The organism is Bacillus sp. GS3m_15504, from assembly GCF_055825275.1.
The window spans coordinates 427,358-439,389 of the sequence record NZ_JBVVNL010000001.1 but is presented as its reverse complement, the minus strand read 5'-3'; the positions used below and the strand labels follow the sequence as shown (position 1 = coordinate 439,389).

The 12,032-nt window shown below is 36.7% G+C and carries 10 protein-coding genes; 3 read left to right on the top strand and 7 right to left on the bottom strand.

Annotated elements, in window-relative coordinates:
* Positions 1 to 275: 275 nt before the first annotated feature.
* From nadA to nadB, 3 genes are read right to left on the bottom strand one after another with little or no spacing between them, the layout of a single operon-like run.
* Positions 276 to 1,382 (bottom strand): quinolinate synthase NadA, encoded by a 1,107-nt coding sequence (gene nadA, locus AC0L0O_RS02435; protein WP_000025296.1) that lies wholly within the window; start codon positions 1,380 to 1,382, stop codon positions 276 to 278.
* A 30-nt stretch (positions 1,383 to 1,412) separates the two neighbouring features.
* Entirely contained in the window at positions 1,413 to 2,246 is an 834-nt protein-coding gene (nadC, locus tag AC0L0O_RS02430) for a carboxylating nicotinate-nucleotide diphosphorylase (protein ID WP_001092247.1), read from the bottom strand.
* A 19-nt stretch (positions 2,247 to 2,265) separates the two neighbouring features.
* Complete coding sequence (nadB, locus tag AC0L0O_RS02425; RefSeq protein ID WP_001138568.1) at positions 2,266 to 3,795, bottom strand: L-aspartate oxidase; 1,530 nt, start codon at positions 3,793 to 3,795, stop codon at positions 2,266 to 2,268.
* A 151-nt stretch (positions 3,796 to 3,946) separates the two neighbouring features.
* Here nadB and AC0L0O_RS02420 point away from each other — a divergent pair, with 151 nt between their 5' ends.
* The 3 genes from AC0L0O_RS02420 to AC0L0O_RS02410 all read left to right on the top strand — a co-directional run bounded on the left by AC0L0O_RS02420 (position 3,947) and on the right by AC0L0O_RS02410 (position 6,360).
* Entirely contained in the window at positions 3,947 to 5,086 is a 1,140-nt protein-coding gene (locus AC0L0O_RS02420; RefSeq protein WP_000973794.1) for an IscS subfamily cysteine desulfurase, read from the top strand.
* Between the two features lie 2 nt (positions 5,087 to 5,088).
* A complete protein-coding gene (locus tag AC0L0O_RS02415; protein WP_000812272.1) occupies positions 5,089 to 5,631 on the top strand; it encodes a transcription repressor NadR in 543 nt (180 codons plus the stop codon).
* Positions 5,632 to 5,712: 81 nt separating this feature from the next.
* On the top strand, positions 5,713 to 6,360 hold the full coding sequence (locus AC0L0O_RS02410; protein ID WP_000510694.1) for an MOSC domain-containing protein: 648 nt from the start codon (positions 5,713 to 5,715) through the stop codon (positions 6,358 to 6,360).
* Between the two features lie 81 nt (positions 6,361 to 6,441).
* On the opposite strand, the gene pheA is transcribed toward AC0L0O_RS02410, so the two are convergent.
* The 4 genes from pheA to AC0L0O_RS02390 all read right to left on the bottom strand — a co-directional run bounded on the left by pheA (position 6,442) and on the right by AC0L0O_RS02390 (position 12,026).
* Positions 6,442 to 7,293 (bottom strand): prephenate dehydratase, encoded by an 852-nt coding sequence (gene pheA, locus AC0L0O_RS02405; RefSeq protein WP_000621732.1) that lies wholly within the window; start codon positions 7,291 to 7,293, stop codon positions 6,442 to 6,444.
* A gap of 96 nt (positions 7,294 to 7,389) precedes the next feature.
* A complete protein-coding gene (locus AC0L0O_RS02400) occupies positions 7,390 to 9,303 on the bottom strand; it encodes an FtsX-like permease family protein (protein ID WP_001026355.1) in 1,914 nt (637 codons plus the stop codon).
* Between the two features lie 49 nt (positions 9,304 to 9,352).
* Positions 9,353 to 11,275, bottom strand: coding sequence for an ABC transporter permease (locus AC0L0O_RS02395; RefSeq protein WP_131370033.1), 1,923 nt, complete (start codon positions 11,273 to 11,275; stop codon positions 9,353 to 9,355).
* The gene (locus AC0L0O_RS02390; protein ID WP_000114531.1) at positions 11,250 to 12,026 is read right to left on the bottom strand and encodes an ABC transporter ATP-binding protein; all 777 of its coding nucleotides are present in this window, start codon (positions 12,024 to 12,026) and stop codon (positions 11,250 to 11,252) included. Before AC0L0O_RS02390 ends, AC0L0O_RS02395 begins: the two co-directional genes overlap by 26 nt.
* Between the last annotated feature and the right edge of the window lie 6 nt (positions 12,027 to 12,032).

Here is a 12,032-nt window from a genome sequence, read left to right as displayed (position 1 = left end):
ATTTTCAATATCATTTGAAGTGGAATAAGCATAAAGTGAAACTTTAATCAGTGGGGAGATTCATCCCCCACTGATTATTAGTTGAACCAATCGGACGTTTACGGGCAGTTGATCTCCGCCTAACTTCTTTGTTCCAATCCAACTTTGAAGTATGAGATTTACTGCCCGTTAACGCGGGATAAAAAAATCACAATGATTTCTTCAAAACAATGTATGCCCATTTCGTTCTCGTTATGATTACATGTATGAAAAAAAGCAACGGGAATCCCGCTGCTTCACACACGCTCTAACATACGATTTAATGCAAGAACCGATTCTTCAGTTACTTGTTTATCTACGCTAATAACGTTAATTTCTTCTCCTCTTTCTATCGTTTCAAGTGCCCATAATAAGTGCGGCAAATCAATTCGGTTCATCGTTAAACATGGACACATAAACGGATTAAGTGAAACAATTTCTTTATCTGGGTGTTGTTGAATAATTCGGTTCACTAAATTCATTTCTGTACCAATCGCCCATTTACTTCCGGATGGAGCCGATTCAATCATATCAATAATGTATTTCGTTGAACCTGCATAATCCGAAGCAGCTACAACTTCATAGCAACATTCCGGATGTACAATAATATTCATATCCGGATGATTTTTCCGTACATTCTCTATATTTTTCACTGTAAAGTTTTGGTGAACTGAACAATGCCCTTTCCATAAAATCACTTGAATTTCTTCTATATCTCCATCGTACTCTAATGAATCAGTATGTGGATCCCATACTGCCATTTTATCTAACGGGATACCTAAGTCGTACGCTGTATTTCTCCCTAAATGTTGATCCGGTAAAAAGACGAGACGCTCTTTTTGCGTAAACGCCCAAGATACCATTTGTTTAGCATTAGAAGACGTTACTGTTGCTCCGCCATTACGACCACAAAACGCTTTAATTGCAGCCGTAGAGTTTACATACGTTAACGGAATCATCGTATCTCCAAATAATTTCGTGAGCTCTTTCCATGCTCTTTCTGTTTGTTCAATATCTGCCATATCTGCCATCGAACAACCTGCACGCATATCTGGTAAGATGACAACTTGTTCATCTGTTGTTAACATATCTGCTGTTTCTGCCATAAAGTGTACACCGCAAAATACAATATATTTCGCTTCTTTATTGCTCGCTGCAACTTGCGCAAGCTGAAGTGAATCTCCTGCCGCATCAGAAAATTGTACCACTTCATCTTTTTGGTAATGATGTCCTGGAATAAATAGCGTTTCCCCCATTTTTTCTTTAATTTCACGAACCCGCTTTTCCATATCTTCTGTTGACATCGTGTAATAACGCTCTGGTAACATCGTTTCAATCGGTTGTACTTTTTCTAAAATACTCATATTTCTTTCTCCCCCTCTAAGCCACTTTCCTTACGCCTCAATATTAAAACTAATATCAAGTGCTTTCACTGAATGTGTTAACGCTCCAAGTGAAATATAATCTACCCCTGTTTTTCCGTATTTCGATAAATCTTTAATTGTAATGCCTCCTGAAGCTTCTGTAACGATGGCACTTGGGACAATCTTTGAAAACTCTCGAATCTCATCTGGCGTACGGTTATCGAACATAATAATATCCGCACCAGCAGCTACGGCCTCTCTCACTTGTTCCTCCGTTTCTGTTTCCACTTCTACTTTCACCATATGCCCTAATTTTTCTTTTACCGATGTAACAGCTTTCGTAATAGAGCCAGCAAAAGCAATATGATTGTCTTTAATCATGACACCGTCATATAAACCGAAACGGTGATTAAATCCGCCTCCGCATACAACTGCATACTTATCAAACATACGTAGCCCTGGCATCGTTTTTCGCGTATCACAAATGCGTGTATGGCTGCTATCTAAAGCGAGAACCGCTTTACGCGTCATCGTCGCTATTCCGCTCATACGCTGGATAACGTTTAATATAACGCGCTCTGCCGTTAATAACGAAGCAATTGGCCCTTGCACTGTTGCGATTATTTCGCCTTTTTCTACAAGATCTCCATCTTTTTTATGAAGCTCCACTTTAATTCTCTCATCGATTAAATTAAACCCCTCTTCAATGACTAAACGTCCTGCAAAGACCCCTGTATCCTTCGCAAGAAACGTTCCTTTTGAAAGTAAATTGTCTGGAAAAACAAGCTGAGATGTTACATCTCTTTCTCCTATATCTTCTAGAAAAAATCGATTTAATGCTTCTTTCACTTTTATCGTATTCATAAAGCCCCTCTTCCCCTCATTACACAAGTTGTAGTTTTCTTTTCACTCGAATGATCTCTTTTTTTACGCTATTTCTATGTGGATAATCACTTCGATAATGACCACCAATACTCTCTTCTCTTTGTAAAGCTGATACAACGATAAGCTCACAAACTGTTAACATATTAATAAGCGTTATCTCTTCATTTGTAAGAGCATCATGTTGTAATATCATATTTCGAACACCGTATTTACTAAGCCATCTCTTCGCATAAGATAAACTTTGCTCTGTTCGTACAATCCCAACATATTTCATCATGCATTCTTGTATTTCTTCTTTCGTCGGCAAATGATTTAGAACGATAAATTTCTTTTCCTTCTCAGCGAAGTCGTTCAATTTGTCTTTTGTCGCTTTCGTTAAAATATGTCGTCCTATTCTTTTTCCAAACACAAGACCTTCTAATAACGAATTACTCGCTAATCTATTTGCTCCATGAACACCATTACAAGCTACTTCACCGACTGCATATAAATTTGGAATAGACGTCTCCCCATCAATGTTTGTTTTCACACCGCCCATATGAAAATGAGCTCCGGGTACGACCGGAATGCGTTTTTTAGTAATATCAACACCATTCTTTTTACACAATGCTGATACAGTTGGAAAACGTTCTTGGAAATTTTGGATAGACTCGATATTCAAATACACTTTTTCACCCGACAAAAGCTGTTCATGAATCGCTCTTGCCACCACATCACGCGGTGCGAGATCGTAATCATCGTGTATATCCATCATAAAACGCTGCCCTTTTCCATTTATAAGGACAGCTCCTTCCCCACGGACAGCTTCAGAAACGAGGCCACAGCATCGCCCGCCCGCATATAACATTGTTGGATGAAATTGTACAAACTCTAAATCTACGAGCTCCCCACCTGCGCGGTATACCATTGCAAGTCCATCACCCGTGATTGTTTTATCATTAGAAGTAAAGGCGTATAAACCACCAACCCCGCCTGAGGCTAGCACAGTATAATCTGCATCATAACGCTTCAACTTCCCTTCACTATCTCGCGTTAAAGCTCCAACACATTTTTCACTTTCTATAATAAAATCAAGCACCATTTCCTGTTCCACTACCGTAACATGCGGAACTACTTCTTGAATGAAATGCTCTAATAAATTCTTTCCTGTTGCATCGCCACCTGCATGTAAAATGCGACGCTTTCGATGTGCACCTTCTTTTCCAAGATGGGGACCCGTTTCATCTCCATCAAATTGCATTCCATTTTCAATGAGATTCTTCATTTCTTTCGGTCCTTCTTCAACTAAATAACGGACCACATCTTCATTGTTATAACGACATCCTGCTACTAACGTATCTTCAAAATGATCATTCGGATTGTCATATGTAGCAACCGCTGCTGCAATTCCACCTTGCGCTAAATATGTATTATTATTACGATTCGTTTCCTTTGTGATAACAATCACATTCTTTTCGTGACAAATCTCTTTTGCAACACGAAGTGCCGCAACACCACTTCCAATAATTAAGACATCTGCACTTGGCATAATTGTTGCCTCCTACTTTACACTTTTCAACTGTCTTGACACCTATATTTACATAGTTTTAAAATAATGACAAGAGTTTTTTTATAATTCTTATTTTCACTACCATTTAAAAATAAAAGAAATGTAACTCTTACTAGAGAGAGGAACTTACATGATGATATATCTTGACTATGCAGCTACTACACCTATGAGTGTGGAAGCATTACAAACATATACGAAAGCAGCATCTCAATACTTCGGAAACGAACAAAGTTTACACGATATTGGAGGAACAGCCTCTTCTTTATTACAAGTTTGCAGAAAAACATTTGCTGACATGATCGGTGGAAAGGAACAAGGGGTATTCTTCACGAGCGGCGGGTCAGAATCGAACTATCTTGCGATTCAATCCCTTCTCAATGCCCAAAATAAGAAGCATATTATTACGACACCTATGGAACATGCATCCATTCGAAGTTATTTTCAATCTCTAAAATCACAAGGCTATACGATTACTGAAATTCCTGTTGATAAAAGTGGACTCATTCGTTTAGTAGATTTAGAAACGGCTATTACAGAAGATACCGCTCTAGCAAGTATACAGCACGGAAACTCTGAAATCGGAACCGTTCAAAATATCGCAGAGATCGGGGCACTTTTAAAAAAATATAACGTTTTATTTCATTCAGATTGTGTGCAAACATTTGGTAAACTTCCTATACATGTTTTTGAGATGGGGATTGATAGTCTTTCTGTTTCAGCACATAAAATATACGGACCAAAGGGTGTTGGCGCTTGCTATATAAATCCGCAAGTTCGCTGGACACAAGTATTTCCGGAAACTTCTCACGAAAAAGGTTTTCGTCCTGGCACAGTAAACGTCCCTGGCATCGCATCTTTTTTAACAGCTGCTGAGAATATATTAAAAAATCAACAAGAAGAAAGTTTACGTTTTAAAGAGTTACGATCCTACTTTTTAGAGCAAATACAAACACTTCCGCTAGAAATTGAAGTAGAAGGTCATTCTACTTCTTGTTTACCACATATTATTGGGGTTACAATAAAAGGAATAGAAGGTCAGTATACAATGCTAGAATGTAATCGCCGCGGTATCGCCATTTCCACGGGAAGTGCTTGCCAAGTCGGTAAACAAGGACCTTCGAAAACAATGCTTGCAATTGGAAAAACGTATGAAGAGGCAAAACAATATGTCCGCTTCTCTTTCGGACAACAAACAACGAAAGATCAAATTGATACTACTATTCATGCACTACACACAATTGGAAATCAATTTTATAGAGGTGTTAAATGATAATGAAACAAAATGAACAAAAAAAGATCTTAGGTGAAGAAAGACGACAACTTATCCTTCAGTGGCTTCTAGCTGCAAATGAACCGTTATCTGGGAATGAACTCTCGAAAAAAACGAACGTAAGTAGACAAGTTATCGTGCAAGATATTTCCTTGCTTAAAGCAAGAAACGAACCAATTATCGCAACTGCCCAAGGATATTTATATTTAAAACCACAAGAGAAACAACAAGCTTTCGAACGCGTAATTGTATGCCAACATAAACCAGCAGAAGTACGTCAAGAACTTACAATGCTTGTTGACCACGGCGTTACGATTAAAGATGTAAAAGTTGAGCATCCTGTATACGGTGACTTAACAGCATCCATCATGGTAAGTAATCGCTTTGATGTAGAGCAATATTTACAAAAAATAGAAAACACAAATGCTTCCTATCTATCGCAATTAACAGATGGTATTCACTTACATACAATTGAAGCAGATTCTAAAGAGAAGTTAGATGCTGCTTGCGAAGCTTTAGATAAAGCAGGATTTCTCGTTTATTAATGTAAAGCACAGAGTTTTTTTATCATTCTCTGTGCTTTTTTAATGATATAATATTGTAATCAATTGTAAAGGAGATCAAAGATGGGAATTGAACTCGTTCACTTTAGCATTGGCAAACCGAAACAAATGAAATATAGCGAAGATAAAGAAATGATTACTGGTATATGTAAAGAACTTACAGAAGAAGCTTTCCTCTCAAAAGATGGATTCCTCGGTGATGACGTAGCAGATTTGAAACATCATGGTGGACCTGATCGCGCCGTTTGCGTGTATCCACACGAGCATTACTCACTATGGGAAGAGGAATTTCAAACAACACTCCCAGCTTCTGCATTTGGCGAAAACATTACCGTAACAAATATGTTAGAGAGTGATGTTTGCATCGGAGATACATATCAACTAGGCGAAGCAATCATTCAAGTAACACAAGCAAGAGTACCTTGTAGCACAATTTCAAAACGTCTTGGCATCCCTGGCATTTTGCCGCGCATTGTAGCAACTGGCTTTACTGGCTATCTATGCCGCGTTCTTCAAGAAGGTACTGTACGTAAAGATTCTAAAATTACTTTACTAGAACGTCCATCAAACAACGTATCTGTTTTATTCTCTAACGAAATTTATTTTCACAATAGAAAAGATAAAGATGCTATTGAAAAGATTCTTTCTGTTCCAGAACTAGCTGATGTTTGGCGTGGTCAGTTAGAGGATCGTCTTGCGAAGTTAAAATAAAAAATCCCACCATTTATAGGTGGGATTTTATTTATATACTAGCGACTGAATTTATATCAACTTAATTACAAATACTCCTCTTTACAACCAATAAGAAGAATAACTCCCCAGCACCGTAACAGAAAAACCGAGTGCTTCAAGTTCCATCGTTACGCCTGGCAATAATACGTCATCGTACGCTTTATCGACATCGATTAAGAAAAAGTAATTTCCAAGTCCTGTTTTCATCGGACGAGATTCGATTTTTGATAAATTTAATTTCCTCCATGCGAAAGCTGATAACACTTGATATAGTGCCCCTGCATAATCAGCAGGTAACGTTATCATAAGCGTCGTTTTCTCACCGCGATTTTCTCCGTTATTTGGGAGTATTGCTTTCTTTTTCTTATGGAGCACGAGGAAACGTGTATGATTATTTTTATGTGTATGAATACTTCGTCTTACAATCGTCAATCCGTATTTCTCTGCAGCTGCTTCATTTGCAATGGCAGCGATTTTTTCTTCAGGATGTTCTTTCACATATTGTGCAGCAGCACTTGTTGATGTCATATCTCGGGCAGTTACCCCTTTTAATTCTTCATTTAAAAATTTATGACATTGGGCAATAGCGTGTGGATGAGAATGTACTGCATATACTTCTTCCCACACTTCTGCATACTGCGGATGTACAAGTAAATGTTGCTGAATTGGTACTGTAATTTCTCCTACAATAGAAAGCGGCTGCTCATGCACGAGGTAATCAACTGTTATATTCACTGAACCTTCTATGGCGTTTTCTAGTGGTACCACTGCATATTCTACATTTCCATTTGCAGCTGCATCCATACAATCTGGAATCGTTCGATACGGTACATGCTCTGCTTCCGGAAAAAAACGACTCACCGCCATATTTGTAAATGTTGCTTCTGGTCCTAAATATCCTACTCGAATCATCGTCTTTTCCCCTCTTTTTCATTTTCTTACTGTTATACCATACTTTTTTATATTCTTCTATGTAAATTTCGAATATTTAAAAAAGACTAGCATTCGCTAGTCTAAATGTTTCCTATATTCTCTTTGAGCGAAAAAGAAATACATGATGCATGCAGCGATATAAAATAGAATAAACAAGCCTACTTTTCTTAATGAACCATCCATAAACATCATATTATGAAACGTATATAACGCAACTGCACTATGCATACTCCCTACTATAATTGGCGCAAAAAATAGCATACATAATTGCCAGCGGGAAATCTTCCATACTTCTTCCTTTGTCATTCCCAGTTTAGAGAGCACCCCGTACTGCTTTCGGTCCGATGCAATATTATGGAACCATTTAAAATATACGATGCTACATGATGTAAGGAAAAATAATATACTAATGAATGAGCCTAGAAATAGAGTAATATCACCGAACGATTTCATATTCACATATAATTCCATATTGCTTCGAAATGCATTATTATCTTGTTTCATATGTTTCCGTAAATCTTCATTTAATTCTTTCGTATTTTCGATATTTGGTAATGTATAGCCTCTATATATCATTTTTTCAGAATCAGGAACCTGATTTGCTATACTGTCAAAGTCTTCATCATTCATGACGAAGAACAGCCCGTTAATATACGAAGGATGATAGTTAAATTGAATCCCTTCTTTCTGGCCGTTAAATACGAATTGATATGGTTGATTCATTACTTGCAATTGAATCTCTTTTTGATTATATACATTCGAATTATTGTATTTATTATAATAAACGAGTGTCACTGTACCTTTTTTAGGATAATACGTTTTCTGTTTTTGTTTCCTCGCTTCTTGGTTATATTCACTTCCTTTTATAAGCGGTACTATTGTCGTTTCTCCCTTATTGGACTGAAAAGATGCATACACTCCAACAAAACTCCTATATTGAAAATCATCATACCCATATTGGTGCAATAATTGTTCAACCGTTCCTTCCGCAAAGACTTCATGAGAAGAAGTACCTTTTTCTATGTAAGAAAATGAGTGCACGCCCCCGCCCCGCCACATATCTTGCATACCAGAAAAATATAAGAACACCGTACCTGTTGCCGTAACTACAAACGTCGTTGCCATTGACATTAAAAAGAAAAAACGACCATTTTCCTTCATTCGATGTGACAATTGATTCACTATAAATAAATACGGATATGTATACATAATCTTTTTATTTCGTTTTATCATTTCTAATATTTGAGCAGTACCATGTGTAAATGAAAAATACGTTCCGAAAAAGACAAGTATAGACACAGGCAAAAAGAAGTATAACGCTATCGTTGGCATCGTAGCTTGTAACGCTAACGCATATCCTATCCCTAAACAAATAAAGCCGAATATACAAAGCCACATTGACGTTTTCTTCTCTTTTTTATCTGTTCGAAATTCTTTCAATAACCGAATGATTTTTATATTCCATATACGTAAAGCACTTATAAATGATAAGAGAACAAATACGGCCATATACGCAATAAACGTTCCTCCAATTGCTCTTAAGTCAAATATGACAGGGAGTTCTCTCGGAAGCCCCAGCAACATACTAAACACCATAAAGAAGAGCTTTAAAAAGATCATGCCAAGCCCGATGCCAAAAATATTAGCAAATACCCCGATCAACATTTGCTCGGTCATAATTACGCCAATTACGCTAGATTTCGTCGCTCCCATTAACATATATAATCCTAATTCTTTCTTACGTGCCTCTATGAAAATAGAAGTAGAGTACAAAATAAATATGACGAAAAAAGAAATGATAATAACATTACATATGATCAATCCCCAGCGTACGTTTTGATACCACATCGTCTCCTGCATATACGGATGTACAATGACAGACATGTATGCAAAAGACGCAAATATTGCAAAACAACTACTTAAGAAAAACACTTTGTAATTACGCCAATTTCCTTTTATATTTTGCAGCGCTAGTTGCCGAATGTTCATCTATCGTCCCCCTATAACTTACTACATAGGCAAAAAGCTAGAGATTTCTCTAGCTTTTCACGTGTTTCAAATATCCTCTTTGCGCGATTATAAAGTAAATCGCAGAAGCTACAATGTACGATCCAATTACAATCGCACCTGATTTCCATAAATCGAGATAAAGCATTTTCCCTAACGTATGAAGAGCAAATCCACTATGAATGGCACCAATTACAATTGGGATAAAGAAGATAACGCCCATTTGTCGAATTGCAATTTTACGAATTTCTTTATCTGTCATACCGATTCTCTTTAATGATTTAAATTGAATACGATCTTGTTCTTTATCGTTAAACCATTTAAAGTATGTCATACTACAAGCGAAGAAGAAGAATAGTACTGCTACGAAGAAACCGATAAACATTGTAATTGCCCCTGATTCCCTTATATTTTTATAAACAAGCACTGAGTTGTTTAGTTCCACTTGTTTATCTGGTACAATTTCCTTTTTCAAATCTAACACAAGATCTTCCGTACTTTTCCAGTCTTCTATATAATAACCGTAATATTTCGTCTTTTCTTCATCCGGTACGAGCTTTGCGTATTTCTCAAAATCTTGATCATTTACAATGAGATATTCACTATCATTAAAAACAGAAAATGAAGTTGGGTTATTTAATTGAACAGACTGCGTTTGTCCGTTAATTTTAATTTCATGCGGTTTCGTACGATCTATCTTCATCATATCGTTCGCCATATCCGTTATGACCATCGTTGCACTACCTGGGGCATTATGAACTTCTCTAACTTGCTCTCTTTTTTGTTTACGTACTTCAGCGTTATATTCTTTTTCTGAAACAATCGCCATTGGCATCTCATGTTCACTGTTAAACATCGTGATTTTTTGAGTTCCAGGAAGTTTTACGTACGTTACTTCTCGCGCATCTTCAAACCCGTGTTTTTTTAGTAATTCTTTTGTTTTTCCTTCTTTGATGACATTATGCGTATGTATTCCCTTTTCCTCATACGAAATAGCATGCGGGGTACTAGTTACTGCCTTATAACTCATATCCTCAAAAAATACGTACAGCGTACCAACTGCTGAAGATACAACGGCCGTAATGATAGAAATTACAAATAGAAAACGAGCATTATCTTTCATTTTATAAATAAGATTGCTAAGTACGAACATATTTGGATATGTATAAAAAGATTTTTTTCGTTTTTGTAACGCTTTTAATACGACTGTACTACCTTGTGTAAACAGCAAATATGTCCCGCCTATCGTCAGCCCTACAATCGGTAAAAAGAGAATGATAAAATTCATAAATGTTACTTGGAAGCTAAGTACATATGCAACAATAATACATCCTATCCCAGCTACACATAACCATGTAAATGCAAAAGGTTCTACTTTTTGTTTTCTTGCTTCTCTTAATAAATCAATAATTTGCAAGCGTCCTACTGTCCAAACGCTAAACAATGATAAGATTAAAAATAGAATAAAGTATACACCTGCTGTAATCAAAACTGCTTTACTATTCCATACGAGTGGAAGTGTTTTATCTATTTTCAATATTACGCTTAATGCTTGGAAAAATAATTTTGAACAAAGCATGCCAAGTCCAATACCTACTACAATTGCAATGCTACCTAACATAAGCTGTTCTAATATAATCATTCGGCCAAGTTGAGATTTCGTTCCGCCTATTAATGTTAATAAACCAAACTCTTTTTTCCTTGCTCGTAAAAATGTTGAATTTGCATATAAAATAAAGAGTGCTGAGAAGATGACTACAATATAATTCATCGATTCTAACCCTTTTGAAATCATCTCCCTCATACTAATATTACCGCCTACAACATCTGGATGATAAATGAAGGAAGCATACATGAAAAATACGACTATCGATAAACAACTACTTATAAGAAACGCTTTATAATTACGCCAATTTCCTTTTACATTATTAAGCGCGAGCTGGCGAAAGTTCATGATATTCTCCTCCTAGCATCGCAAGTACGTCCAGAATTTCTTGGAAAAAGGCTTGCTTCGTTCTTCCTTTATGAATTTCTGAAAAAATCTCTCCATCGCGAATGAAAAGAATGCGTTCGCAATAACTCGCCGCTACTGGATCATGCGTCACCATTGCAATTGTCACTCTCTTTTGTTCATGTAAGTCTTGCAACGCGCTCATTAACGATTTTGCTGACTTAGAATCTAAGTTTCCAGTAGGCTCATCCGCTAAAATTAAAGTCGGTTCATGAATGATCGCTCTGGCAGCTGCTGCACGTTGTTGCTGTCCGCCTGATACTTCATAAACCTTTTTATTTAAAATTTCTTCGATATTTAAAAACTTCGCAATTTCCAGTACTTTCGCATCGATTTCATTTACAGATTTCTTCGCCATTACAAGCGGTAAAATAATATTTTCTTTAATCGATAATGTATCAAGTAAGTTAAAATCTTGGAAAATGAAACCTAAATGTGTACGGCGAAATTCCGCTAATTTTGCAGCACGCATTTGATTAATTTCTTCTCCATTTACAAGCACATGACCTGAAGTTTGCTTATCAATTGTTGCTAATAAATTTAAAAGCGTTGTTTTCCCGCTCCCTGAAGGACCCATAATTCCTACAAATTCGCCTTCTTCTATTTTAAAATTTATATCATTTAAAGCAGTCGTCGCTACTGAACCTTTCGATTGATACACCTTCGTTAATCCCTTTACTTCAAGAACACTCATTTCTAA

Excerpts from the sequence above, each read along its gene's own strand:
- nadC (WP_001092247.1), bottom strand. The coding sequence starts at position 2,246 with ATGAATACGATAAAAGTGAAAGAAGCATTAAATCGATTTTTTCTAGAA.
- AC0L0O_RS02420 (WP_000973794.1), top strand. The coding sequence starts at position 3,947 with ATGATGATATATCTTGACTATGCAGCTACTACACCTATGAGTGTGGAA.
- nadB (WP_001138568.1), bottom strand. The coding sequence starts at position 3,795 with ATGCCAAGTGCAGATGTCTTAATTATTGGAAGTGGTGTTGCGGCACTT.
- AC0L0O_RS02390 (WP_000114531.1), bottom strand. The coding sequence starts at position 12,026 with ATGAGTGTTCTTGAAGTAAAGGGATTAACGAAGGTGTATCAATCGAAA.
- pheA (WP_000621732.1), bottom strand. The coding sequence starts at position 7,293 with ATGATTCGAGTAGGATATTTAGGACCAGAAGCAACATTTACAAATATG.
- AC0L0O_RS02395 (WP_131370033.1), bottom strand. The coding sequence starts at position 11,275 with ATGAACTTTCGCCAGCTCGCGCTTAATAATGTAAAAGGAAATTGGCGT.
- AC0L0O_RS02410 (WP_000510694.1), top strand. The coding sequence starts at position 5,713 with ATGGGAATTGAACTCGTTCACTTTAGCATTGGCAAACCGAAACAAATG.
- nadA (WP_000025296.1), bottom strand. The coding sequence starts at position 1,382 with ATGAGTATTTTAGAAAAAGTACAACCGATTGAAACGATGTTACCAGAG.
- AC0L0O_RS02415 (WP_000812272.1), top strand. The coding sequence starts at position 5,089 with ATGAAACAAAATGAACAAAAAAAGATCTTAGGTGAAGAAAGACGACAA.
- AC0L0O_RS02400 (WP_001026355.1), bottom strand. The coding sequence starts at position 9,303 with ATGAACATTCGGCAACTAGCGCTGCAAAATATAAAAGGAAATTGGCGT.